Raw genomic sequence first — 23,152 nt, forward strand, 5'->3', positions numbered from 1 at the left:
CAGGCGGACAGCGCGCAACCGCCGGACGGCCCCGGCAGGGGCACATCCGGCGGCACGGCGGATCAGCGCCGCGGGGCGGTCAGGCCGGCGCGGACCGCGGGTCGGTGGCAGCGTCGTGGGCGGCCATCGTCTCCTGCCGTGCGGGCTCCTCCCGCAGGATCGCGGCGTGCAGCCACGCATCCGGGATGGCGAAACCGTCCACGAGCGTGCGCATGTACGGGCGCAGCTCCTTGAGCAGCCCGTTCACCACGCCGGTGATCGCCTTGGACCGTGCCGGGGTGAGCCGGCCGTGCTCCAGCAGCCAGCCCTTGTTCGCCTCGATGACGCTCAGCGCGTACAGGTCGCAGACCCGGGACAGCAGCTCCTTGACCGCCGGGTCGGTTGTCGCGTCGATACCGGCGACGAACGCCTCCAGGGTCACCCGGTCGACGTGCGCGGCGGCGACGGCGAGGACGTGGTCCTGCACGTCGTTGAAGATGTCGAACGGACGGTCCTTCTTGGTGGAGGCGCCACCGCGCAGGCGGCGGACCGCGCTGTCGAGCAGGTGCTCCTCGCGGTCCTCGAACACCTTGAGCTGCCAGCCCCGGTCGGTGACGGCGACCTCGTCGTCCCGGCCCGGCACGGCGCCGACCAGCCGCGCGATGAGCGCCCGCGCGGCGGTGCGTTCCAGCACCATCTCGCGTACCTGCTCGGCGACGAACGAGGCGCGCCCCCAGCCGTCCAGCGAGCCGAACTCGTCCCGGTAGCCGGTCAGCAGCCCCTTGGCGACCAGCTGGAGCAGGACCGTGTTGTCGCCCTCGAACGTGGTGAACACGTCGGTGTCGGCCTTGAGGCTGGGCAGCCGGTTCTCGGACAGGTAGCCGGCGCCGCCGCACGCCTCCCGGCACGCCTGGATGGTGCGTGTGGCGTGCCAGGTCTGCGCCGCCTTGAGCCCGGCGGCACGGGACTCCAGCTCCCGCTGCCGGTGCTCGTCGATCGGCCCGTCGCCGCCCTGGATCTCGTCGAGCGCGGCGACCAGCTCGGTCTGGGCGAAGTGCAGCGCGTACGTGGTGGCCAGCGCGGGCAGCAGCTTGCGCTGGTGGGCCAGGTAGTCGTTGAGCAGCACCTCGCGGTCACCCTCGGCGTCACTGAACTGACGGCGGATGTCGCCGTAGCGCACCGCGATCGCCAGCGCCGCCTTGGTGGCCGCCGATGCGGCGCCGCCCACGCTGACCCGGCCCCGCACCAGCGTGCCGAGCATGGTGAAGAACCGGCGGGAGTCGTTCTCGATCGCGCTGGAGTACGTCCCGTCCTCGGCCACCTGCGCGTACCGGTCCAGCAGCATGTCCCGCGGCACCCGCACGTGGTCGAAGCTGAGCCGCCCGTTGTCGACGCCGAGCAGGCCGGCCTTGGGCCCGGCGTCGCCGATGGTCACGCCGGGCATCGGGTTGCCGTGCTCGTCGCGGATCGGCACCAGCCACGCGTGCACCCCGTGCCGGCGCCCACCGCTGATCAGCTGGGCGAAGACCACAGCCATCCGCCCGTCCCGGGCCGCGTTGCCGATGTAGTCCTTGCGTGCCGCCTCGTGCGGCGTGTGCAGGTCGAAGGTCTGCGTCTGCGGGTCGTACACGCAGGTGGTGCGCAGCTGCTGCACGTCCGAGCCGTGGCCGGTCTCGGTCATCGCGAAGCAGCCGAAGATCCGGCCCTCGACGATGTCCCGCAGGTAGGCGTCGTGGTGCCGCTTCGTGCCGAGCGCCGCGACCGCGCCGCCGAACAGGCCCCACTGCACGCCGGCCTTCACCATGAGTGACAGGTCGACCTGCGCCAGCATCTCGGTGGCGACGATCGAGGCGCCCACGTCGGACCGGCCGCCGTACTCGGCCGGGAAGCCAGCGGCGATGCCCAGCTCGACCGGGAGTTCGCCGAGCAGCCGCGTGATCCGCTCGCGCGCCTGGTCGCCGGTCTCGCCGTAGACCGGGAGGAAGCGTTCGTCGAGGTGTTTGCGGTGGGCCTGGCGAACCTCGGCCCACGGTCCGTCGAGCGTCTCCTGAAGGCGGGCGATGTCGATTCGGCCGGACGCGTGATCGAGCATGGTCGCTCCTCGGGGCAGCGGACATATGGGTGCACTCTCGGCCTGATCAACATTACCGGCGGTCACCGTGCCCCGCTGGCGGAGGCCGTGGTGAGCCGTGCCACCCGCCTCGGCCACCCCGGAGGCTGAGGTTAGGCTGTCCTCACTTCGAGCACTGGAGGCAACCCCTCGTGTCCCCGCATCCCGCCGGCGGCGCCGTCACGGCCCGGTACGTGCTGCGTCAGGCGTTGCGCCGCCAGCGACGGCCGGTGCTGATCGGCGTCACGCTGCTCGGCCTGCACCAGGTCGCCGAGGCGCTCGTGCCGGTGGCGATCGGCGTCATCATCGACCGCGCCGTGGTGACCGGCGACCCGTGGGCGCTCGCGTACTCGGTCGCCGGCCTCGCGGCCCTGTTCGCCGTGCTCGCGTTCGCCTACCGCAACGGCGCCCGCCAGGCGTTCGCGGCGGTGGAGCGGGAGGCGCACCTGCTGCGGGTGGAGATCGCCGAGCGCGCGCTCGACCCGCGCGGACACCGTTCCGGCCTGCGCGACGGCGAACTGCTCTCGGTCGCCGCCTCCGACGCCGAACTCTCCGCGCTCGTGGTGCGGGTCGCCGGATTCGGTGTCGCCGCGGTGACCGCGCTGACCGTCGCGGCGACCGCGCTGCTGGTCATCGACATCCCCCTCGGGCTCGGCGTGCTCGTCGGCGTACCGGTGCTGGTCCTCGTGCTGCAACGGATGGCGCCGCTGCTGTCCCGGCGAAGCACCTCCCAGCAGGAGGCCCTCGCGGAGACCACGGCGCTCGCCGTGGACCTCGTCTCCGGCCTGCGCGTGCTGCGCGGCATCGGCGCCCAGCACCACGCCGCCGGCCGGTACGCCGCCGCCAGCCGCAACGCGCTCGCGGTGACGCTGCGCGCCGCCAACACCAAGGGACTGCACCTCGGGCTCACCACCGCCGCCAACGGCCTGTTCCTTGCGGCGGTCGCCGGAGTGGCCGGCTGGCTCGCCCTGCGCGGCCGGCTCACCATCGGCGAGCTGGTCACAGTGGTCGGACTCGCGCAGTTCGTGGCCGAGCCGGTGCAGACCATGGGCTGGTGCGTGCAACTGTTCGCGATGGCCCGCGCCTCCGCCGCCCGGGTGGCGCGCGTGCTCGGCGCCGAGCCGCTGACCCGGCCCGGCGACGCGTCGGCGCCGGCCCACCCGGACGGGCCGCGGCTGGCCCTCGACGACGTCGGGCACGCCGGACTGGACGGGGTGAACCTGCGCGTCGGCCCCGGCGAGGTGGTGGGCGTGCTCGCGTACGACCCGGCCGACGCCGAAGCGCTGGTGGCGCTGCTGTCCGGGCGGGTGTCGCCGGACGCGTGCCGGGGCACCGTGCGTGTCGACGGCGTGCCCGCCGACGACCTGCACGTCGACGCGCTGCGCGGCACCGTGCTCGTCGAGCCGCACGACGTGACGCTCTTCGAGGGCACGGTGGCGGCCAACCTCGCCGCCGGCGCCCCGGCCGACCAGGCGCGGCTGCACGCCGCCGTCCGGGCGGCCGCGGCCCAGGACGTCGTGGACGCACACCCCGGCGGCCTCGACCACCGGCTCGTCGAGCGGGGCGCGAACCTCTCCGGCGGCCAGCGCCAGCGGCTCGGGCTGGCCCGGGCGCTGCACGCCGACCCGCCCGTGCTGGTGCTGCACGATCCCACCACCGCTGTCGACGCCGCCACCGAGGCGCAGCTCGCCGACGGACTGGCCGAAACGCGCCGGGTGGGGCCCCGGGGCACCCTGCTGATCACCAGCAGCCCGGCCCTGCTGCGGATCACCGACCGGGTGGTGGTGATCGCCGACGGCCGGGTGGCCGCCGAGGGACCGCACGAGCACCTGCTGGCCTCCGACGCCCGCTACCGCGAGGAGACACTGCGGTGACCGCTGACCCGCGTACCCCCGGCCGGACGTTGCTGCCTGTCGCGTCCGCCCGGCAGACCTGGACGACGCTCGGCGCCCAGTTCCGCGCCCGGCCCAGCCTCAGCGCCGCCGCGGCGACCGTGCTCGTCGTCGCCGCCGCGGGTGGCCTGGTCGCGCCCTGGGTACTCGGCCGCCTGGTCGACGACGTCATCGCCGACGCCCCGGTCTCCCGGATCGCCGGCCGGGTGGCGGTGATCGCCGGCGCCGCCGTGTTCACCGGCCTGCTCACGGCGCTCGGCGCCGCGCTCGCGTCCCGGCTCGGCGAGACGGTGCTGGCCCGGCTGCGCGAGCGCGTCCTCGACCGCGCGTTGCACCTGCCGTCCGCGACGCTGGAGCGGGTCGGCACCGGCGACCTGCTGGCCCGCGTCGGCGACGACGTGGCGGTGGTGACGAACGTGATCGCGGTGAGCGGCCCGGCGTTCGTCGGCGCGCTGCTGTCGGTGGTGCTCACCGTGTTCGGGCTGGTCGCGCTGGACTGGCGGCTCGGCCTCGCCGGGCTGGTCGCCGCGCCCGCGTACGCGCTGGCGCTGCGCTGGTACCTGCGGCGCTCCGCGCCCTACTACGCCCGCGAGCGGGTCGCCACCGGCGAGCGGACGCAGGCGATGGCCGGCGCGCTGCGCGGCGCGGCGACGGTGCGCGCGTACCGGACCGAGGACGCGCACGTGGCGGCCATCGCCGAGCGGTCCGGCGTGGCGCGCGACCTGTCGCTGGAGATCTTCAACCTGCACACCCGCTTCGGGCTGCGGATCAACAGGTCGGAGTTCCTCGGCCTGGCCGCTGTGCTCGTGGCCGGGTTCTTCCTGGTCCGCGACGACCTGGTAACCGTCGGCGCGGCGACCACCGCCGCGCTCTACTTCCACCGCCTGTTCAACCCGATCGGCCTGCTGCTGCTGGAGTCCGACTCGGTGCTGCAGGCCGGCGCGAGCCTCGCCCGGCTGGTCGGCGTGGCAGACCTGCCCGACACCGCACCGCCCGCCACAACCGCCCCGACCACAGCGCCGGGCCACCCGCGCGGCCCGGCCGCGCTGGACGTCACGGTGCGCCGGCACCACTACGACGACGGGCCGCTGGTGCTCGCCGACGTCGAACTGCGCCTGGCACCGGGGGAGCGGGTCGCGCTGGTCGGCGCCAGCGGCGCCGGCAAGAGCACGCTCGCCGGCATCGCCGCCGGGATCATCGCGCCCACCGACGGATCGGTACGCCTCGACGGCGCGCCGCTGACCGGGACGGGCGAGGCCACGTCCCGGCGCGACGTCGCACTGGTCAGCCAGGAGGTGCACGTCTTCGCCGGGCCGCTCGCCGAGGACCTGCGCCTGGCCGCACCGGACGCGACCGACGCCGAGCTGCTCGACGCGCTGGAACGGGTCGGCGCCACCACCTGGCTGCGTGCCCTGCCGGACGGGCTGGCGACGCCGGTGGGCGAGGGCGGCCACCGGCTCACCGCCGCCCAGGCCCAGCAGGTGGCCCTGGCCCGGCTGGTGCTCACCGCGCCGGCCGTCGCCGTGCTGGACGAGGCGACAGCCGAGGCCGGCAGCGCCGGAGCCCGCGACCTGGACCGGGCGGCCCTCGCGGCCACCCAGGGGCGGACCACGCTGATCGTGGCGCACCGGCTCAGCCAGGCGGTCGGCGCGGACCGGATCGTCGTGCTCGACCACGGCCGGGTCGTGGAGCAGGGCACGCACGAGGAGCTGCTGGCCGCCGACGGCCGGTACGGCCATCTCTGGCGTTCCTGGCGCGTCCCGGTATGATCACCGACCGCTGCACCGCCCAGGCGAGGTGACCATGACCGACCTGCCGACCCGCTTCGTGCTGTTCCCGGGGCGGCACCACCTGCTGACCCGGTTCCAGGCCGACTACCTGCGCCGGCTCGCCGGCGACGAGGCCACAGTGGTCTGGGCGGTGACGTCGGCCAACCACGAGAACACCAGGCGCAACCCCGTCGCGTACCACAGGCGGGAGGCCGCGATCGAGCGGTTCAGCGTGCTCAGCGGGCTGCGCTCGCTGGCCGTGCCGATCTTCGACACCGCGTACACCGACGCGTTCGCCGAGGTCACGCTCAAGAGCATCGCGGTGGCCACCGGGCTCGAACTCACGCCCGCCGACACGGTGGTGGCCTGCTCCACCCCGGAGGTCGCCAAGCTGTACGAGCGGCTCGGCTTCGGGATCGCGCTGGTCGAGGCCGATCCGGACCTGCCCGGGACGCCGGAACGGCCGTGGGACGTGCTGCTGCGCCTGGCCGCCGGCGACGAGAGCTGGCGGACGCTCACCCACCCGGCGACGATCGACGTGTTCGAGCGCTACCGCCTGGTCGAGGCGATCCGGTCGGTGGTGAACGACCCGCTCGTCGGCGACGAGGGCGGCCTCACCGTGACCCGCGACTACCGCACCTACGTGGAGGCGTTCGCCTCGGCCGCCCAACGCAAGTGGGACTCGGTGCGCCGGTACGTGCAGCCCGGACGCATCGTGGACATCGGCTGCGGCGCGGGCGCCGTCCTGGAGCTGGCCGACCGGGAGGCCGCGCTGCGCGAGAGCGACCTGATCGGTGTGGAGGTGGCCCGTCACCTCTACCAGGAGTGCCTGCACAAGAAGGCGCAGGGCGTGTTCCGCAACGCCAACGTGTACTTCTTCCACCGCAACGTCCTCGGCGGCGCGGTGTTCAAGGACCGGTCGGTGGACACCACGCTCACCTTCGCGCTGACCCACGAGATCTGGTCGTACGGGCGGCAGCGGGAGTCGCTGCTCCAGTTCGCCCGCCGCATCCACGACCACACGGTGCCCGGCGGCGTCTGGCTCAACAGCGACGTGTGCGGGCCGGACGAGCCGGACCGGCCGGTGATCCTGCGGCTGACCAGCGACGACGGGGACAACCCGGCCTCGCCGCGCCGGGATCTCGCCGACCTGACCTCGGCCGAGGTCCGGCGGTACGTCTCCGGACTGTCGACGCGGGCCCGGCTGGACCAGTTCGCGGTGGACTTCGCGTTCGGCTTCGCGTACGAGCCGCTGGCCGACGGCGCGGTACGTCTCGGCCTGGGCGCGGCGATGGACTACCTGACCCGCAAGGACTACACGGACAACTGGCTGTCGGAGACCAGGGAGCAGTTCTGCGGCCTGAGCTTCGCCGACTGGACGGAGCTGCTCACCGAGGCCGGTTTCGAGATCGGCCCCGCGTCGGCGCCGGTCCGCAACGACTGGGTGATCGACAACCGGATCGCGCCCGTCGCGTCCCTGACCGACCTGGACGGCCGGCCGCTGGACTGGCCGACCACCCACGTCCTCACCGTCGCCCACCGCCCGCGCAACGCCTGACATCACGAGCGCCCGCCGGACCGGCTGGACGGCCGGGCCGGCGGGTGCCGTGGCGTGCTTCAGTGGCTCAGCGCGATCCGTACCGCCAGGACGATCAGGATCAGCCCGGTCAGCCGTTCGATCACCAGCAGCACCGACGGCCGGGTCAGCCAGGGCTGCAACCGGTCGATGAGCAGGATGTAGCAGGCCCACCAGAGCACGGCGAGGCCGATGAACGTGGCGGCCAGCACCGCCGTACGGGCCGCAGCGCCGTCGCCGGGCTTGACGAACTGCGGCACGAACGAGACGTAGAAGACGACCACCTTGACGTTCAGCAGCTGGCTGGTGACGCCCATGACGAACGAGCGCCGGGCCACGTGCGGCTCGTCGGCGGCCACCGTCTCCGGCGCGGCGACCGGGCCGGTGTCCACGTCCGGCCCGGGGCCGCCCGCGCCCACTGTGACCGGCTGCGCGGCCGGGGCCGCCGCGCGTCGTGGCCGGGTGGCCCAGAGGATGGTGCCGCCCAGGTAGAGCAGGTACAGCGCGCCGGCGACCCGCAGCACCGTGTAGAGCGTCGGCGAGGACACCAGCAGGGCGGACAGGCCGGCCGTGGCGAGCGAGGCGTGCACCAGGGCGGCGGCGAACAGCCCGGCCAGCACCACGAACCCGGCCCGCCGCCCGTACCGCACGGTCTGCCGGGTGACCAGGGCGAAGTCGACGCCCGGCACGATGATGATGAGCAGGCTCGCCGCGACGAAGCTGACGATCTGGATGTCAGACACGCTGCTCCTCCCTCGCCTCGACGCGGGCCGGGACGGCCTCCTCGATCACGGAGACGCCGCTGTCGCGGCGCGGCCCGTGCCGGCGCCACCGCTCGCGCAGCCGGATCCGGCCGTCCGGCAGCCGCTCGGGCCGCGACTCGCACTCGCCGACCACGATGCTGCCGTCGGTGAGCACCTCCACGTACGCGAAACGCACCACGCCCTGCGCGTCGCAGGTGCCGGCGAGCCGGCCGTGCCGTACCGGGCCGCCGGAGATCTCCGCCCAGACCAGATCGCCGCGCTGGTGGTAGTGCCCCCGCAACGGGTCGGCGTCACCGGCGTGGTCGACGGAGACGAAGATCCGGTCGTCGTAGTCGAACGATGTCATCGCGCTCACGCCCATCGGGTGCTCAGGTAGTCGTCGCGGAACCGGCAGACCGTGCGGCCGGCGATCGAGTTGAGGATCATCGCGCTGCGGATCGGCAGGATGCTCAGGTTGGAGTCGACGAGCCCCTGGACGTACCGCCCCCGGTTCAGCACGAAGATCTTGTGGTCGTCGGCGTGCTTCCACCGGATCGAGTAGTCCGACTCGATGACCGGCTCACCGCGCTCGTCCAGGTCGATCAGCGCGGTCAGCTCCGGGTCGAAGGGCAGCGGCGCCTGCCGGCGTCCCGCCGCGACGACGAGGTTCACCGCCCGGTGCCGTTCCTCGCCGCTGCCGGCCGTCAGGCACTCCAGCTCGACCTCCCCGTCGAGCTGCCGGGCGCCGGTCACGGTACGGCTCGGCATGATCGTCACCGGGAACCGGCCGGTGCGCAGCCGCTCCTCGTAGTTGTGCTGGTAGACGCCGCGCAACGTGCCCGGGGAGATGCCGTCGCTGGTCAGGATCTGACCGGAGACGAGCCGTTCCCGCACGTCCCGGGACAGGGTGAGGAACGCCTCCTGGTAGGCGGGCCGGTACAGGTCGTTCGCCGACGGCGAGTCCTCCAGCGGGGCGAACCACGACCGCCGCCCGATCCACCTGATGTCGCGGCACCCGCGGGCGAGCAGCGCCGCGACGCACTCCGCGCTGGTCTGGCCGCTGCCGATCACGATCCACGGCAGGTCCGGCTCGTCCGGCACCGTGGTGAGGCGCTGGTGCAGCTCGTCGGCGACGAACAGGTGGCGCGGGTCGAGGGCGTCCAGGAACTCCGGTACGAAGGGGACGGTCCCGCTGCCGAGCACCAGGTGCCGGGAGCGGGCGACCTCCGCACCGCCGCTGCGGCTGACCAGCGCGCCGTCGAACTCGACCCGGTCGACGCGGGTGCCGTACGTGATGCGCGGCAGCCGGCCCGCCGCCCACACCAGGTACTGCTGGTACTCGATCCGGGGGATGGTGTCGAACCCGGCGCCCAGCAGGGCGTACACCCGGCCGGTGGTGACCAGGTAGTTGAGGAACGACAGCGGGTGGGTCGGGTCGTAGAGCGAGACCAGGTCCTTGACCCAGCCGGTCTGCATGCGGACGCCGCTGTGCAGCATCCCGTCGTGCCAGCCCGGCCGGTCGCGGGCCTCGAACAGCGCAATGTCGTGCGGCGCGAGGGTGTCGTACATCGCCGCGAGGCTCAGGTTCGCCGGCCCGGCGCCGATTCCCACTGTGTGAAAGGTCTGCGTCATCAGTCTGCCTCTGTCTGGCCGTGGGGGACAGGGATCGCGGTTCGGGTGTTCAGCAGGGCGGTGGCGGCGAGCCGGCTGGCGGCCAGGACGGTCTTGGCGGCGCCGCCGCTGCCGCCGGTGAAGGTGTGCACCGCGCCGGCCACGTGGCGCAGGGCCAGCCCGGCGGGTTCGCTGTAGCAGTCGGTGGCGCTCACCGGCGGGCCGGCCGGTCGCGGGTCCAGGCCGGGCAGCCTCCGTGCCGCCACGGTCAGGACCCGTGCCGCCAGTGCGGCGTCCGGCTCGGGGGAGGGCGGGTCGACGTCCCACCTGTCGCTGGGCAGCCCGAGCAGCACCCGCCCCGGACCGGCCGGCCGGCCGTAGAGGCCGCTGGTCTCGTCCACGAAGCACGGCAGCTCGGCGCGGCCGGTGACGTGGTGGGCGTACTGGATGTGCTTGGTGCGCAGCGAGGTCGGCAGCCCGGCGGCGCCCAGCAGACGCGGGGTCCAGGCCCCGGCGGCCACGACGACGAGGTCGCCGGTGAGCCGGCGGCCGTCGCGCAGCTCGACCACGCGGTCGTCGAGGCGGGCCACCGGTGTGGTCTCGGTCCGGCCGAGGCCACGCAGGACGGTCCGGCGCAGCCGGTCCGGGTCCAGGTAGCCGGCCCGGTCCTCCCAGATCCCCACCGTGCCGTCCGGGAGCCCGGCGAAACCGAACCGGTGGGCGACCTCGTCCCGGGTCAGCACCTCGGCGCCGTCCACGCCGGCCGCCGCCGCGGAGTCGAGCAGGTAGAGCGAGCCGGTCCGCCGCCACCCGGCCGCTGTCGCGAGGGACGGATCGGCCAGCAGTTCGGCGAGGCTCGCGGCGGCGAGGGACCGGGCGGCCGGGTCGGGCTCGAAGGCACGCACCAGTCCGCCGGACGCGGCCGTCGCGTCGGCGGGCCGCCCGGCCGCGCCGCCGCCGTGCGGGCCGATCAGGACCGCGTCGGCGCCCGCGTCCCGCAGCCGCCGGGCGAGCAGGACGCCGCTGATGCCCGCGCCGACGACGAGCACGCGCGGCTCACCCATCCGAACCCGCCGGTTCCGCGCCGCCGACGACGCCGAGCAGGCGGGCCGTCCGCTCCGGCGCACCGGGGTACGCGGCCAGCGCCGCCCGTACCGCGGTGGCGGGGTCGAAGTGCTCCAGGCGCAGCGCCTGCTCGCCGCGCGTCAGTTCGGTGTCGGCCAGCACGCCGTCCAGGCCGGCGGTGGTGCCGGCCAGGGTCGCGGCGTACCGGGCGGCGAACGCCTCGTACGCCTCCGGGCGGAAGTCCGACTCGTAGCTGTCCGGCCGGTCCCAGCTCAGGAACGCCCGTACCACAGCCGGGTCCTCGGTGGCCAGGAACTCGTGCGCCCAGATCGCGTGCTCGCGGCTGGTGGAGAACTTGGCGCCGGTGAGCCGGTAGAACTCGTTGACGACCAGCCCGGTCGGCCGGTCGGGCAGCCCGGCGGCCAGGTGCAGGGCCGGGATGAGCAGCGCGTAGTAGAACGCGTTGTCGACCCCGAGGAAGATCCACTGCTCGTCCACGTCCCGCCACGCGTCCAGGTACCCGGCCAGCGTGTCCGCGTCCGGCCGCAGGTGGCGGGCGGGCAGCACCAGGTTGGCCAGGGCCATCTCCGCCCAGACGTCGATGCGCAGGCCGTCGTCCCACTCGATGCCCCAGTCCGTCGGGTACGCCAGCGGCACCTCCGGCAGCCCGCCGTCGAGGTACGACGCGACGAGGCGCCGTAACCGGGGCGGCAGCACCGCACGGGACCAGAACTCGGCGAGCCGCTCCCGGTGCTCGTCGAGCCGCAGCACCGGGACCGTGCGGGTGACCGGCTCGGGTGCGGCGTCGCAGCAGGTCGACCGCGCGCCGGCCAGGTTCGCGGCGGTGCAGAACCCGCCGCAGCCCTCGCAGGTGCCGCCGTTCGCGCCGGCGCCGCAGGCCGGGCAGCGCCCGGCGACCCGGACGTGGTGCAGGGTCCGCCCGCAGGCCGCGCACGCGCGCAGCGACACCGGGGCGACCTCCACCACCTTCGCCTCCAGCAGTTCGGTGAGCAGGCTCGCGACCGCCCGGCGGTAGCCCTCGTCGGCCAGCGGGTCGGCCATGACGTCGTACCGGATGCGGGCGGCGCGCAGCGCGGCGTGGATCGACGACCCGTACCGGGCGGCGGTGTCCGCCGGGGTCTCGCCCAGCGCCTCCGCCCGGGCGGGCACGTAGTTCTGGTGCGCGTCCAGCCCGCACTGGGTCACCACCCGCCGGCCGGCGGCACGCAGCGCGCGGGCCGCGACGTCCCCGGCGACGTACGGGCCGCTGAGGTGCCCGAGGTGCAGCGGCCCGTTCGGCGTCGGTGGCGGCGTCACCACCAGCACCACGCCGGAGGACGTGGCCGCCCCGTCAGTCACGGCCGGCTCCGTCGTCCGCGCCGGCCTGCGCCGCGTCGTCGGGCCGGGGCATCCAGTAGATGCTGAGGATGGTGAGCGGCTGCTCCGGCGAGGGGTTGTGGATGACGTGGCTCTGCTCGGGTTCGAGCAGGATCACGCCACCGGTCGGCACCTCGACCTTCTCGCCGCCCGCCTCGTAGATGGCCGTGCCGCGGGTCACCACGGCGAACTCGACCTCGGGGTGGACGTCCTCGCTGCTGCTGCCACCGGGCGGGATCACGCACCACATGGCGTCGAACGGCAACGGGCCGAGATCGCGGTACTGCGTCCAGCGGCCGATCCGGATGCCGTACTCGTCGGTGAGTTCGGCGGTGTCGCTGACGTACCTTCGCATGTTCGTCCTCCTGGTCGGCGCGCTGCCCGCCGGGCCCGCGCCGGACGGGTCTGAGGTTTGCGGAGAGTGACCGGAAGTGCTGCTTCTGCGACGCTGCACCGATGCCGGGAAGGGCCCGTCTCGTCGACCGTCGATTCGACTCCGGTCGATAGCGTCGGACCCACTGTGGACTTAACCTCGTCTGGCCAACAGGAGCTTCACCGGCAGATCACCGGCAATGTCGCTGCTGACTGCCCGCTCAGCGGCCTCGGCTTCGGTGGTCTACCGGCATGAATCCACCAGAACCGGTACGGAGACGACGCTGTGATCGGCTACATGGATACGTTGGGTCATGAAATCGCTACCGCGCGGCGACTGGCCAACCTGACACAGGAGGAGTTGGCCGCCCGCACCGGACTGAGCGTCCGGAGCATCCGCAACCTGGAGTCGTCGCGGGTGACCCGTCCGCGGCCCGCGACCGTCCGGCTGCTCCGTGAGGTCCTCGGCCTGCCCGCCCACCCGGCGTCCGCGGCCCGGATCCGCCCCATGCAACTACCGCTGGAGATTCCCGGCTTCACCGGCCGTTCCGCACAACTGCGGCAACTCGACCGGCTGCTCGACGGGGGACCGCGGCGGATGTCGAGCGTCGTCGTGTGCGTCCTGTCCGGCCGGTCCGGCATCGGCAAGACGGCGCTGGCGCTGCGCTGGGCGCACCGGTCGGCCGCCCGGTTCGCCGACGGGGTGCTGCACGTCCAGCTCGGCGGCAGCGACCCGGGAAGGGCGGCGGTGGCGCCGGCCGAGGCGCTCGGCGGTCTGATCGAGGCGCTCGACGTACCCGGTGGTGTGCCCTGCGGGCCGGCGGCGCGCACCGGGCTCTACCGCAGCGCGCTCGCCGGACGCCGGATGCTCATCGTGCTCGACGACGCCCGCGACGCCGACCAGGTACGGCCGCTGCTGCCCGGCGTACCCGGCTGCATGGTGGTCGTGACCAGCCGGGACCGCCTCACCGGCCTGGTCGTCGGCGAGGCCGCGTGCCCGGTCGTGGTCGACGAGCTGGCCGCCGGCGAGGCGTGGGACCTGCTGGCCGCCCGCCTCGGCGAGCGTCGCCTCACCGCCGAGCGCGCGGCGGTGCGGGAGATCATCGCGCACTGCGCCGGCGTGCCCCGGGCGCTGGCTGTGGTGGCCGCCCGCGCGGCCGTCCAGCCCCGGCTGCCGCTGGCGGAGGTGGCCCGCCAGCTCCGGTAGGCGGACCGGGGCCGCCCGGCCGGTCAGCCCTGGTCGGCGCGGGTGCCGTCGCGCGCGGCGACGTGCGCCGGCACCGGCGTCGCCGGCGGCAGCGCCGGGTCGGTCACCGGCTGCTGCCAGCGCGCGACCAGCGGAAGCTCGCCGGCCCAGAGCCCGAGGGCGGCGTCCGGGCCGTCGCCGTCGTCCGGCGGGCCGCTGCGCGTCTTGACCGACGCCTCGGCCAGCGGAAGCGCCAGCAGCGCGGTGGCCGCCAGCTCCCGCCGGTTCGGGCGGCGGGCGTGGTCCCACTGGCCGGGGGCCACGTGCTCGGTCAGCAGCCGCAGGCCGTACACCTTCTCCTCGGCGTCGGTCACCCACCGGGGCCGGCCGTAGACCATCGCGCTGCGGTAGTTGATCCCGTGCTCGAACACCGAGCGCGCCAGGACCAGGCCGTCGACCACTGTGACCGTGACGCAGACCTCGGCGTCGGTGGTGAGGCTCCGGCTGGCCACCGAGCCGTGCAGGTAGAGGTGCCGGTCGTCGAAGCCGTAGACGGTCGGCACCACCATCGGGCCGCCGTCGACCAGCACGCCCAGGTGGCAGACGAAGGCGGCCCGGAGCACGTCGAACAGGGCGGCGCGGTCGCGGTGCCCCTTCTCCTTCATCCGGCGCAGTGTCGTACGCGGCGTCGCGGACAACCGCCCGTCGGTATCGGTCATGGCTGATTCTCCTGTCGGCCCCGCCGTTTCTACCGGGTCGGGCCGCGGTCCTCAAGGGCCGGCCCGCCGGACCGGTGGGGGAGCGGGTCCGGGGGAAGGATCCGGCACAGCGCCTCCAGCGCGGCGGCGTACGCGTGCTCGGGCGGCGTGGCGTAGCCGACCACGAGGCCGTCGAGGGCGGGCATGGTGGCGTCCGGGTGGCGGAAACCGGCCAGCCCGTCGAGCGCGATCGACTGAGCGGCGGCGGCCTCGACCACCTGGCGCTCGGTGCCCGCGGGCAGGCGCAGCACGGCGTGCAGCCCGGCGGCGACGCCGGTCGGCGTGACGTGCGGGGCGCGGGCGGCGAGCGCGGCGACGAGACGGTCGCGGCGGGCGCGGTACCGCTGCCGCATCCGGCGCACGTGCCGGTCGTACCGGCCGGAGTCGAGGAAGTCGGCGAGGGTGAGCTGGTCCGTCACGCCCGCCCACGCCTCCCGCTCACCCTTGGCGTCCAGCACCGGGCCGACGAGCCGTTCGGGCAGCACCATCCAGCCCAGACGCAGCGCGGGGGAGAGGCTCTTGCTCACCGAGCCCAGGTAGACCACGCGCTCCGGGGCCAGGCCCTGCACCGCGCCGACCGGATCCCGGTCGTACCGGAACTCGCCGTCGTAGTCGTCCTCCAGCACCAGTCCGTCCCGGCCCTCCGCCCACCCCAGCGCGGCGAGGCGCCGCCGGGGATGCAACGGCCCGCCGGTGGGGAACTGGTGCGCGGGCGTGAGCAGCGCCGCCCGTACCCCGGCGAGGTCGGTCAGCTCCCCGGTGCGGGCGCCGTCCGCGTCGAGCGTGAGCGGGACGGTACGGACGCCTGCCGCCGCCAGGACCGCGCGGTGGAACGCGAGGCCGTAGGACTCCACCGCCAGCGGGCCGCGCAGAACCCGGCCACCGAAGAGCAGGCGCAGCGCGTGCGCGACACCCGAACACACCACGATCCGGTCCGGGGTGGTGCGGACACCCCGCGCCCGCGCCAGGTACCCGGCCAGTGCCCGGCGCAGCTCCGGGCGGCCCCGCGGGTCGCCCGGCCCGAACGCCTCGTTCGGCGCGGCGGTCAGGGCGCGGCGCGTGGACGCCAGCCACGCGGCGCGCGGGAAGGAGGCGGCATCCGGCTGCCCCTGCCGCAGGTGGTGCACGGCCGGGGCCGGACGCGCGGGCGTCTGCCTCGGGACGCGGGCGACCCGGGCGGGCTCGGCGCGCGGCGCCACCCGCGTACCGGAGCCCTGCCGGGCGACCAGCCATCCCTCGGCCACCAGTTCGGCGTACGCGGCGGCGACGGTGTTGCGGGCCAGGCCGAGGTCGGCGGCGAGGGACCGGTACGGCGGCAGGAGGGTGCCGGCGGCCAGTCTCCCGTCCCGGACGGCGTCGCGCAGCGCGCGGATGAGCGCGGACCGGCGGCCGCCGGCGCCGGACAGTTCCAGATGCAGGTCGCTGCCGAGCCGTCGCGCCGGATTGGCCCACGAATCCGTCATGCGAATGCACCCTAGTCCGGGTCTTTTCCGACCCTAGTGTGGGCTCATGGACACGATCATGAACGCCCCGCACCCGCTGCGCTCCACCGTCCGGGGCCGGGTCCTGCTGCCGGGGGACGAAGGGTTCGAGGTGGCCGGCCGGGCCTGGAACCTGGCCGTCGCGCAGTCACCGGCGGCGGTGGTCGAGGCCGCCGACGCGGACGACGTCGCCGCGCTCGTCCGGTACGCCCGCCCGGCCGGACTGAGCATCGCCGTGCAGCCCAACGGGCACGGTGCCACCGGCCGCGCCGACGGCGCGATCCTGCTGCGGACCGGCCGCCTGGACACCGTGGAGATCGACCCGGCCGCCCGCCGGGCCCGGGTCGGCGCGGGTGTGCCGTCCGGCCGGCTCCAGGCCGCCGCCGCGCCGTACGGGCTCACCGGGCTGCCCGGCAGCTCCCCCGTGGTCAGCGTGACCGGGGTGGCGCTCGGCGGCGGGCTGAGCTGGTTCGGCCGCGCGTACGGCTGGGTGTCCGACGCGGTCACCGCGTTCGACGTCGTGGACGCCGAGGCGCGGCACCGGCGCGTCACCGCCGAGACCGACCCCGACCTGTTCTGGGCGCTGCGCGGCGGTGGCGGAGACTTCGCGATCGTCACCGCGCTCGAAATCGCGCTGCACCCCGCGCCGGAGCTGTACGGCGGACGCATGATGTGGGCGGCGGCGCACGCGCCGGACGTGCTGCGGGCGTTCCGGCGGATCACCGCCACCGCGCCCGAGGAGCTGACCCTCTGGATGGACCTGCTGCACCTCCCCGGCGCCGACCCGATGGTGGCCCTCGACGTCACCTATCTCGGCGACGGGACCGGGGCGCGGGACCTGCTCGCACCGCTGGACCGGTTGCCCGCGCCGATCTCCGACAGCAGGCGGATCATGCCGGTCACCGAGCTCGGCGGCATCACGGCTGAACCCACCGCCCCCAGCCCCGGCATCTCCCGCGCCGAACTGCTGACCCGCCTCGACGACGACGCGGCCGGGGCGCTGCTGGCCGACCCGATCGCCCCGCTGCTCAGCGTCCAGCTCCGGCACCTGGGCGGCGCCCTCGCCCGGTACTCCGACAGCCCGCACGGCCCGCTCACCGAGCCGTACGCGCTCTACCTGTTCGGCGTCGCCACCGACCCGGCGGCGGTCACGGCGCGGCAGCGGGCCCTGGCCGCCGCCCTGCCGGTCAGCGGGCGCAAGCCGGTGACCTTCCTCAACCCGGACGAGACGGTGGCCGACGCGTTCACCCCCGCCGTCCTGACCCGGCTCCGGGCGGTCAAGCGCCGCCACGACCCGGACGGCCTCGTCCGGTCCAACTTCCCGGTGGCCGGCTGACGCCCCGGGGCGCGACCCGGTCAGGCCGGGGGGGTGCGCGCGGCAGCCCGGCAGTCCCCTGCTCAGCGGACCTTCTTCGTCGGCCGTTTACGAGGCGGGGTCAACGACTCGGCGATCGCCGAGATCGCGGACGGCACCAGGCGGTAGTACGCCCACACACCCCGCTTCTCCCGCTCGAGCAGGCCGGCCTCGGTGAGGATCCGGAGGTGATGGCTGACGGTCGGCTGGGAGAGACCGAGCGGCGCGGTGAGGTCGCTGACTGACGCCTCGCCCTCCGGAGCGGACTGGATCAGGCTGAGCAGGCGCAGCCGGGCCGGGTCGGCGAACGCCTTCAGGACTCCCGCGAGCCGCTCGGCATCGGCACGCTTGATCGGCTCGCCGGCAAGTGGCGAGATGGCAGGGGTGGCAGTTTTCGCAGTTCCCACGCTTGCATCGTTGCACCAATGGCGGCCACCTGCCCGGGCAACCAGGACCGGATCATCCGGTCAGGCGGTGCGGTGCAGTTCGGCGAGCAGTCGTTCCACCCGGGTGCGGATCTCGTCCCGGATGGGGCGTACCGCGTCGAGGCCCTTGCCCGCAGGGTCTTCGAGCTTCCAGTCCTCGTACCGCTTGCCGGGGAAGACGGGGCAGGCGTCACCGCAGCCCATGGTGACGATGACGTCCGAGGACTCCGCCGTCTCGTACCGGAGGAGCCTGGGGGTCTGGTCGGTGATGTCGATGCCGACCTCGGCCATGGCCTGTACGGCGGCGGGGTTGACGGTCTCGGCGGGTGCGCTGCCGGCGGAGCGGACCTCGACGGTGTCGCCGGCGAGGTGGCGCAGCCAGCCGGCGGCCATCTGGGAACGGCCGGCGTTGTGCACGCAGACGAACAGGACGCTGGGCTTGTCGCTCATCGGGTCTCCATGATTCCGGTGGTCGCCGCGCGGCGTGCCGCGGCGCAGTCGAGGCATCTCATGGCCGGGCTCCCGGCGTGGGGAACAGGCGGGCGCGGGCCCACAGCGACACGTAGACCAGGCCGACGAGGACCGGGACCTCGATCAGCGGGCCGACGACGCCGGCCAGGGCCTGGCCGGAGGCGATCCCGAAGGTGCCGATCGCGACCGCGATGGCCAGTTCGAAGTTGTTGCCCGCCGCGGTGAACGCCAGGGTGGTGGTGCGTTCGTAGTTCAGGCCGATGGCCCGGCCGAGCAGGTAGGAGCCGGCCCACATGAGGGCGAAGTAGGCCAGCAGCGGCAGAGCGATGCGGGCCACGTCGACCGGCCGGCCGGTGATGGCCTCGCCCTGCAGGGCGAACAGCACGACGATGGTGAACAGCAGTCCGTACAGGGCGACGGGTCCGACCCTGGGCAGGAACCGCTGCTCGTACCAGTCGCGACCCTTGGCGCGTTCGCCGACGCGGCGGGAGAGGTAGCCGGCGAGCAGTGGGATGCCGAGGAAGACGAGCACGTTGCCGGCGATGTCCCAGCCGGAGACCTCCAGCGCGGCGCCGTCCAGGCCCAGCCAGCCCGGCAGCACCGACAGGTAGAACCAGCCGAGCAGGCCGAAGGCGAGGACCTGGAACACCGAGTTGACGGCGACGAGGACCGCCGCCGCCTCCCGGTCGCCGCAGGCCAGGTCGTTCCAGATGATGACCATCGCGATGCAGCGGGCCAGGCCGACGATGATCAGACCGGTGCGGTACTCCGGCTGGTCGGCCAGGAACACCCAGGCCAGGGCGAACATGACGGCGGGACCGACGATCCAGTTGAGGACCAGCGACGAGACCAGGAGACGCCGGTCACCGGTGACGGTGTCGAGGCGGTCGTAGCGGACCTTGGCCAGTACCGGATACATCATGATCAGCAGGCCGAGAGCGATGGGCAGGGAGATGCCACCGACCTCGACGGCGCCGAGAGCGTCGTCCAGGCCGGGAACGATCCGGCCGAGCAGCAGACCGGCGACCATGGCCAGGCCGATCCAGACCGGCAGGAACCGGTCGAGGCGCGACAGGCGTGCGACCACCGGTGGGGCGTGGTCGGCTCTGGTGGCGGTGCTCATCGGCACTCCCGTGGGTTGTCGGTGCCGGCGCGTACCCCTACCCCCTGGTGGATGCGGGCGCCGGTGCCGGTCATCGGGTGTCTCCCGACGTGGCGGCGGGGGCGAGGCGGTCGACGCGGTCGGCGAGGTCGGCGTAGGCCGCCTCGAACGCCTCGTCGGTGTCGACGCGGACCGGGTCCGGCACGGACCAGTGCAGGCGGGGGCGGATCGGCCCGGTGAGCTCCTCGTGGGCGTTGTCGCAGACGGCGACGATCAGGTCGTCGTCTCGGACGACGTCGTCGACGTGTGCGGTGCCGGTCGGGTCGAGGTCGAGGGCGTGGCGGTGGGCCACTGCGACCGCGCGGGGATGGACCCGCGGCGCCGGTCTGGTGCCGGCGGACGCGGCGTCGCCGTCGGTGCGTCGCTTCCACAGCGCCGCGGCCAGCTGCGAGCGGGCGGAGTTGTGGGTGCATACGAAGACGACCCGATGCACACCCGCCAGCGGTGGCGGCGCGAGAGCGGAGAGGGCGGCCGGCTGGAGTCGCAGGTAGGTGCGCCGCCGATCGCCCTCCGACCGGCCCCGGACGACGAGGCCCGCGTCGGTGAGGACCTTGACGTGGTGGGCGACCAGGTTCGTCGGCATGTCGAGGGCGTGGGCGATCTCCCCGGGGGAGGCGTCGCCCAGGGTGAGCGCGTCCACGATGGCCAGGCGGGCCGGGTCGCCCAGCGCGGCGTGGATCCGGGCGCGCTCGGGCAGAGAAGCAAGCTCAGTTTCCATTGACTCAATTGTTGCTGAGTAACCTCGGAGCCGTCAAGTCGGCATCGGCCGGATCGCTGTGCGGAAGCCCAGGGCGCCGTGCGGTACGGCGGCCTACCGCTGCGCCGCGGCGGTCGGCTCGATCGACAGCAGGCCGGCGAGCCGGCGCAGGATCTGCGGCCGCGCGCGGTAGTAGACCCAGGTGCCCCGCCGCTCGGCGTCCACCAGGCCCGCCTCGCGCAACGTCTTGAGATGGTGGGAGATCGTCGGCCCGGTCAGGTCGAACGCCGGCGTCAGGTCGCACACGCACACCTCGCCGCCTTCGGCGGAGGCGATCATCGACATCAGCTGCAGCCGTACCGGATCGCCGAGGGCCTTGAACGCGGGCGCGAGCACCGCGGCCGTCTCGGCGGGAACCCGGCGCTGCGCCAGCGGGGGGCAGCACGGCGCGTCGGCGCTGAGGTCGACGAGTGGGATCGGCGCCTGCTGCTTCGACATGTCCCTAGGTTGACATCTGTCTAATCAGCGTGCAAGTCGCCGATCAGGCAGTTGCCAGGCCAGGGTGTCCGGAGGAAGTGAGGCTCGCCGGACGCGCATCCCTCCACCGGGCGGGCCCCGTCGTCGTCGCCGCTGTCGTCCGGCTTCCACGATCGGCGCGGCAGGCTAGGCGAGCAGTGTGCGCAGCGCCTCGGCCAGGCCGGAACCGGCGGTGACCGGGCGGGCGAAGGACAACCGGGTGTCGGCGTGACCGTCCGGCCGCTCCGCCCGCAGCACGATGCCCTCGGCGTCGAGCGCGACCGGGACGACGCGCGCCGAACCGGCTGTGACTGTGGGGTCGACGAGCGTGCCGAGCCGGTCGAGGACGTCGCGGTGGCAGCGCGTCAGGTGCGCGAGGTGGGCGGCCTCGTCGACGGCGATCGGATCCGGCCGGGCCGCGCGGTACGCGCCGAGGTCCACCGCGACGGGATCGGCGGCCCGGTCGAGGACGACCTCGTCCGGCTCGACGGCCCACAGCGCCACCGGGGGCAGGTCGAGCAGCGACATCACGGTGGCCGGGTCGCAGGCGTCGAGGACGGCCGGGTCGAACCGGCGGGCCGTGCCGAGGATCCGCAGCCGGGACCGCACCCGGGAGCGCACGGCGACCGGGGCGAGGTGGGTCACGTCGAGGCGTACCGCGCCGCTGTGGCCGCGCGCGGCGACCAGCAGGCCGCCGGTGCGGCTCATCGCGTCGACCGCCAGGACGATCGTGCCGTCGGGGAGGACGGCGTGGGCGGAGAGGAGGTCGGCGGTGGTGTCGCCGAGCGTGAGCCGCAGCGAGGAGGCAGCGGTCAGCACGCACCGGGCGGCGACGGCGTCGCGGGGCGTGGAGGAGGTGCCCGTACCGCCCGCCGACGACCCTGCGACCGGGACGACGCCGGCCGGCGGGGCCGGACGCCCGGCGGGGTGCAACGCCATGTCTGTCTCCTCGGCCGGGAAGGGGTGAAGTCGGCCCAGGTCAGACGGTAGTAGGTAAGGCTTACCTCTGCAATGGCGGGTCGGGTGCCGCACATGCCGTACGGGTCACGACGGTGACCGTCGTGACCCGTACGAGCGTGGTGTCCGGTTTCGTCAGGCGGGCTGGTAGGTGAGGCAGTCGCTGACAGTGGCGCCCGGACCGACGGTGATCGACTCGGCGGTGCAGGCCAGGTTGGTGTTGAACACGCACTCGGCCCGCGCGCACGCGCCCACCGCGCCGGTGACCTCCGCGATCCCGCCGCTGAGCGACGACTCGACGAACGTCGCGCAGGAGGCCGCGTCGGCGGACGCCGCCACGGTGATCGCGGGAGCGTGGCAGCCGTTGTCGTTGAAGCTGCACGCGGTGGCGGCGCATTCACGTACCGGCGGAGACTGCAACAGGGTCTTCATGGTGCCTCCAAGTCATGCGGGCCGGCGGAAGCGAACGGCCGGCCTCGTGGTGCTCGAATGCCATCTGGTATTTGCCGTGCGGCCGGTCCTCAAACCCGTCGGCCGTCAGTGAGGATCATGCTCACCTTAACAACGGAATGCGGGGTTGGCGGCCGGAAGGAGCCGTTTCCACGCCGAATACCGAACGACGAAGATAAGGCTAACCTTGGTTAGGCGAGTCTTTCTTCACCCACCGGTACGGCGAATGCCGGCGTGCAATTTCCGCCCGTCCGACCAGGTTCATCTGCGGGAACGCCACTGTCGCCCCGGACGGAGGCTGCGCCTCGGTGGTGGAATGGGCGAGCGCGGAACGCCGGTGAGGACGGAACGGCCGCGCCCTTCGGGTCGCGCCGAAATGCCGGCCGGGAAATCAGCGGATCGGCAGGGATTCGGGACCGGCCGGGCGGCGGAATGCGAATCCGGTGGCAGGAAGCGCGGGCTCCGCATACGCGATGTCCGGGCCGGGGTCACCTGTCGGCGCGGGCGTGGCACCCTGAGCGGACCGCACGGGCCCGGTGCGGGTGCGGCGGATCCGGGGCGGGACGGGTGGAGGCGGCGTGATCGAGGGGTGGCACGGCTGGTTCGGCACGATCAACGGGGTCGTGCTCCTCACCGTGGCCGCGTTGCCGGCGGCTGCGCTCGCGGTGTGGGTCCTGGCCCGACGGCGCGGCGGGGCGGGGCCGGCGTGGCGGAGGTCGCTGGCCGAGGTGGGCATCGTCTACGGGACCGTGCCGTGGGTCTGGATGATCATGCTGCCGGGGGACGGGGCCGGCGTGGTTCCCGGCCGGGTGAGCCTGGTGCCGCTTCGGGACCTGCTCACCGTCCTCGCGAGCGGGCCGCTGACGGTGACGGTCCAGATCGTCGGCAACCTGCTGGTGTTCGCGGCGCTCGGGTTCCTCGGCCCGCTGCGGTTCGCGGCGCTGGCGTCGGTGCCGCGGATCCTGGCGCTCGCGGCCGGCTGCTCGGTCCTGGTCGAGGTCGCGCAGTACGTCCTGCGGCTGGACCGCGTCTCCTCCGTGGACGACGTCCTGCTCAACACCGCCGGCGCCGGGCTGGCCGCGCTGGCGTCGCGCCGCTGGTGGCGCCGGCCGGCTGAGGTGTCACCCGCCACCACCGGTCCCGGCACCGGCCCGCTGAGCGGGGCACGGCCCGGGTGACGCGGACGGCACGATGGGCCGGG

22 protein-coding genes are annotated in these 23,152 nt (G+C 74.3%); 6 read left to right on the forward strand and 16 right to left on the reverse strand.

What is annotated here, in order from left to right; translation table 11 throughout:
• Window positions 1–79 precede the first annotated feature (79 nt).
• The gene (locus tag ML5_RS22920; protein WP_013476358.1) at window positions 80–2,071 is read right to left on the reverse strand and encodes an acyl-CoA dehydrogenase; all 1,992 of its coding nucleotides are present in this window, start codon (window positions 2,069–2,071) and stop codon (window positions 80–82) included.
• A gap of 170 nt (window positions 2,072–2,241) precedes the next feature.
• On the opposite strand from ML5_RS22920, the gene ML5_RS22925 reads away from it, so the two are divergent.
• From ML5_RS22925 to ML5_RS22935, 3 genes are read left to right on the forward strand one after another with little or no spacing between them, the layout of a single operon-like run.
• Window positions 2,242–3,963 (forward strand): ABC transporter ATP-binding protein, encoded by a 1,722-nt coding sequence (locus ML5_RS22925; RefSeq protein ID WP_013476359.1) that lies wholly within the window; start codon window positions 2,242–2,244, stop codon window positions 3,961–3,963.
• A complete protein-coding gene (locus tag ML5_RS22930) occupies window positions 3,960–5,750 on the forward strand; it encodes an ABC transporter ATP-binding protein (protein ID WP_013476360.1) in 1,791 nt (596 codons plus the stop codon). Before ML5_RS22925 ends, ML5_RS22930 begins: the two co-directional genes overlap by 4 nt.
• A gap of 34 nt (window positions 5,751–5,784) precedes the next feature.
• Window positions 5,785–7,308, forward strand: coding sequence for a methyltransferase (locus ML5_RS22935; protein WP_013476361.1), 1,524 nt, complete (start codon window positions 5,785–5,787; stop codon window positions 7,306–7,308).
• 59 nt (window positions 7,309–7,367) lie between these two features.
• Here the strand turns inward: ML5_RS22935 and ML5_RS22940 are convergent, their stop codons facing one another.
• From ML5_RS22940 to ML5_RS22965, 6 genes are read right to left on the reverse strand one after another with little or no spacing between them, the layout of a single operon-like run.
• Window positions 7,368–8,069: a LysE family translocator gene (locus ML5_RS22940; protein ID WP_013476362.1), complete on the reverse strand. Its 702-nt coding sequence runs from the start codon at window positions 8,067–8,069 to the stop codon at window positions 7,368–7,370.
• Window positions 8,062–8,451 carry a hypothetical protein gene (locus ML5_RS22945; RefSeq protein ID WP_013476363.1) on the reverse strand — a complete coding sequence of 130 codons (390 nt, stop codon included), beginning with the start codon at window positions 8,449–8,451 and terminating at the stop codon, window positions 8,062–8,064. The genes ML5_RS22940 and ML5_RS22945 overlap by 8 nt, the downstream gene beginning before the upstream one ends.
• Window positions 8,442–9,701 (reverse strand): lysine N(6)-hydroxylase/L-ornithine N(5)-oxygenase family protein, encoded by a 1,260-nt coding sequence (locus ML5_RS22950; protein WP_013476364.1) that lies wholly within the window; start codon window positions 9,699–9,701, stop codon window positions 8,442–8,444. Before ML5_RS22950 ends, ML5_RS22945 begins: the two co-directional genes overlap by 10 nt.
• Window positions 9,701–10,744, reverse strand: coding sequence for an FAD-binding oxidoreductase (locus ML5_RS22955; RefSeq protein ID WP_013476365.1), 1,044 nt, complete (start codon window positions 10,742–10,744; stop codon window positions 9,701–9,703). The genes ML5_RS22950 and ML5_RS22955 overlap by 1 nt, the downstream gene beginning before the upstream one ends.
• Window positions 10,737–12,104 carry a class I tRNA ligase family protein gene (locus ML5_RS22960; RefSeq protein WP_013476366.1) on the reverse strand — a complete coding sequence of 456 codons (1,368 nt, stop codon included), beginning with the start codon at window positions 12,102–12,104 and terminating at the stop codon, window positions 10,737–10,739. Before ML5_RS22960 ends, ML5_RS22955 begins: the two co-directional genes overlap by 8 nt.
• Window positions 12,097–12,477 carry a cupin domain-containing protein gene (locus ML5_RS22965; protein WP_013286951.1) on the reverse strand — a complete coding sequence of 127 codons (381 nt, stop codon included), beginning with the start codon at window positions 12,475–12,477 and terminating at the stop codon, window positions 12,097–12,099. The genes ML5_RS22960 and ML5_RS22965 overlap by 8 nt, the downstream gene beginning before the upstream one ends.
• Window positions 12,478–12,792: 315 nt before the next feature.
• Between ML5_RS22965 and ML5_RS22970 the strand changes: the two genes are divergently transcribed.
• Window positions 12,793–13,701: a helix-turn-helix domain-containing protein gene (locus ML5_RS22970; RefSeq protein WP_221488056.1), complete on the forward strand. Its 909-nt coding sequence runs from the start codon at window positions 12,793–12,795 to the stop codon at window positions 13,699–13,701.
• Between the two features lie 23 nt (window positions 13,702–13,724).
• Here the strand turns inward: ML5_RS22970 and ML5_RS22975 are convergent, their stop codons facing one another.
• Together ML5_RS22975 and ML5_RS22980 are read right to left on the reverse strand one after the other, a co-directional pair.
• Window positions 13,725–14,399 carry a pyridoxamine 5'-phosphate oxidase family protein gene (locus ML5_RS22975; protein ID WP_013476367.1) on the reverse strand — a complete coding sequence of 225 codons (675 nt, stop codon included), beginning with the start codon at window positions 14,397–14,399 and terminating at the stop codon, window positions 13,725–13,727.
• Window positions 14,400–14,428: 29 nt separating this feature from the next.
• Window positions 14,429–15,901, reverse strand: a complete 1,473-nt coding sequence (locus tag ML5_RS22980) for a PLP-dependent aminotransferase family protein (RefSeq protein WP_013476368.1) — start codon at window positions 15,899–15,901, stop codon at window positions 14,429–14,431.
• Between the two features lie 46 nt (window positions 15,902–15,947).
• Here ML5_RS22980 and ML5_RS22985 point away from each other — a divergent pair, with 46 nt between their 5' ends.
• On the forward strand, window positions 15,948–17,255 hold the full coding sequence (locus tag ML5_RS22985) for an FAD-binding oxidoreductase (protein WP_236619275.1): 1,308 nt from the start codon (window positions 15,948–15,950) through the stop codon (window positions 17,253–17,255).
• Between the two features lie 62 nt (window positions 17,256–17,317).
• On the opposite strand, the gene ML5_RS22990 is transcribed toward ML5_RS22985, so the two are convergent.
• From ML5_RS22990 to ML5_RS23020, 7 genes are all read right to left on the reverse strand, one after another.
• Window positions 17,318–17,680: a helix-turn-helix transcriptional regulator gene (locus ML5_RS22990; RefSeq protein WP_013286946.1), complete on the reverse strand. Its 363-nt coding sequence runs from the start codon at window positions 17,678–17,680 to the stop codon at window positions 17,318–17,320.
• A gap of 60 nt (window positions 17,681–17,740) precedes the next feature.
• Window positions 17,741–18,148 (reverse strand): arsenate reductase ArsC, encoded by a 408-nt coding sequence (locus ML5_RS22995; RefSeq protein WP_013476370.1) that lies wholly within the window; start codon window positions 18,146–18,148, stop codon window positions 17,741–17,743.
• A 58-nt stretch (window positions 18,149–18,206) separates the two neighbouring features.
• Window positions 18,207–19,292, reverse strand: a complete 1,086-nt coding sequence (arsB, locus tag ML5_RS23000) for an ACR3 family arsenite efflux transporter (RefSeq protein WP_013476371.1) — start codon at window positions 19,290–19,292, stop codon at window positions 18,207–18,209.
• Between the two features lie 70 nt (window positions 19,293–19,362).
• Window positions 19,363–20,049 carry a helix-turn-helix domain-containing protein gene (locus ML5_RS23005; RefSeq protein WP_013476372.1) on the reverse strand — a complete coding sequence of 229 codons (687 nt, stop codon included), beginning with the start codon at window positions 20,047–20,049 and terminating at the stop codon, window positions 19,363–19,365.
• A gap of 93 nt (window positions 20,050–20,142) precedes the next feature.
• The gene (locus tag ML5_RS23010) at window positions 20,143–20,526 is read right to left on the reverse strand and encodes a helix-turn-helix transcriptional regulator (RefSeq protein ID WP_013476373.1); all 384 of its coding nucleotides are present in this window, start codon (window positions 20,524–20,526) and stop codon (window positions 20,143–20,145) included.
• A gap of 165 nt (window positions 20,527–20,691) precedes the next feature.
• Window positions 20,692–21,483, reverse strand: a complete 792-nt coding sequence (locus tag ML5_RS23015; protein ID WP_013476374.1) for a DUF2470 domain-containing protein — start codon at window positions 21,481–21,483, stop codon at window positions 20,692–20,694.
• Between the two features lie 153 nt (window positions 21,484–21,636).
• Complete coding sequence (locus tag ML5_RS23020; RefSeq protein ID WP_013286940.1) at window positions 21,637–21,933, reverse strand: DUF1540 domain-containing protein; 297 nt, start codon at window positions 21,931–21,933, stop codon at window positions 21,637–21,639.
• Window positions 21,934–22,529: 596 nt separating this feature from the next.
• On the opposite strand from ML5_RS23020, the gene ML5_RS23025 reads away from it, so the two are divergent.
• A complete protein-coding gene (locus tag ML5_RS23025; protein WP_013286939.1) occupies window positions 22,530–23,129 on the forward strand; it encodes a VanZ family protein in 600 nt (199 codons plus the stop codon).
• The last annotated feature ends 23 nt before the right edge of the window (window positions 23,130–23,152 follow it).

It is taken from the genome of Micromonospora sp. L5, assembly GCF_000177655.2.
Lineage (GTDB): Bacteria > Actinomycetota > Actinomycetes > Mycobacteriales > Micromonosporaceae > Micromonospora > Micromonospora aurantiaca.

What these genes read in the sequence shown, in the direction of transcription:
- ML5_RS22920 (WP_013476358.1), bottom strand. Translation starts at nt 2,071, where the DNA reads ATGCTCGATCACGCGTCCGGCCGAATCGACATCGCCCGCCTTCAGGAG.
- ML5_RS22935 (WP_013476361.1), top strand. Translation starts at nt 5,785, where the DNA reads ATGACCGACCTGCCGACCCGCTTCGTGCTGTTCCCGGGGCGGCACCAC.
- ML5_RS22945 (WP_013476363.1), bottom strand. Translation starts at nt 8,451, where the DNA reads ATGGGCGTGAGCGCGATGACATCGTTCGACTACGACGACCGGATCTTC.
- ML5_RS22950 (WP_013476364.1), bottom strand. Translation starts at nt 9,701, where the DNA reads ATGACGCAGACCTTTCACACAGTGGGAATCGGCGCCGGGCCGGCGAAC.
- ML5_RS22955 (WP_013476365.1), bottom strand. Translation starts at nt 10,744, where the DNA reads ATGGGTGAGCCGCGCGTGCTCGTCGTCGGCGCGGGCATCAGCGGCGTC.
- ML5_RS22965 (WP_013286951.1), bottom strand. Translation starts at nt 12,477, where the DNA reads ATGCGAAGGTACGTCAGCGACACCGCCGAACTCACCGACGAGTACGGC.
- ML5_RS22970 (WP_221488056.1), top strand. Translation starts at nt 12,793, where the DNA reads ATGGATACGTTGGGTCATGAAATCGCTACCGCGCGGCGACTGGCCAAC.
- ML5_RS22975 (WP_013476367.1), bottom strand. Translation starts at nt 14,399, where the DNA reads ATGACCGATACCGACGGGCGGTTGTCCGCGACGCCGCGTACGACACTG.
- ML5_RS22980 (WP_013476368.1), bottom strand. Translation starts at nt 15,901, where the DNA reads ATGACGGATTCGTGGGCCAATCCGGCGCGACGGCTCGGCAGCGACCTG.
- ML5_RS22985 (WP_236619275.1), top strand. Translation starts at nt 15,948, where the DNA reads ATGGACACGATCATGAACGCCCCGCACCCGCTGCGCTCCACCGTCCGG.
- ML5_RS22995 (WP_013476370.1), bottom strand. Translation starts at nt 18,148, where the DNA reads ATGAGCGACAAGCCCAGCGTCCTGTTCGTCTGCGTGCACAACGCCGGC.
- arsB (WP_013476371.1), bottom strand. Translation starts at nt 19,292, where the DNA reads ATGAGCACCGCCACCAGAGCCGACCACGCCCCACCGGTGGTCGCACGC.
- ML5_RS23005 (WP_013476372.1), bottom strand. Translation starts at nt 20,049, where the DNA reads ATGGAAACTGAGCTTGCTTCTCTGCCCGAGCGCGCCCGGATCCACGCC.
- ML5_RS23010 (WP_013476373.1), bottom strand. Translation starts at nt 20,526, where the DNA reads ATGTCGAAGCAGCAGGCGCCGATCCCACTCGTCGACCTCAGCGCCGAC.
- ML5_RS23015 (WP_013476374.1), bottom strand. Translation starts at nt 21,483, where the DNA reads ATGGCGTTGCACCCCGCCGGGCGTCCGGCCCCGCCGGCCGGCGTCGTC.
- ML5_RS23020 (WP_013286940.1), bottom strand. Translation starts at nt 21,933, where the DNA reads ATGAAGACCCTGTTGCAGTCTCCGCCGGTACGTGAATGCGCCGCCACC.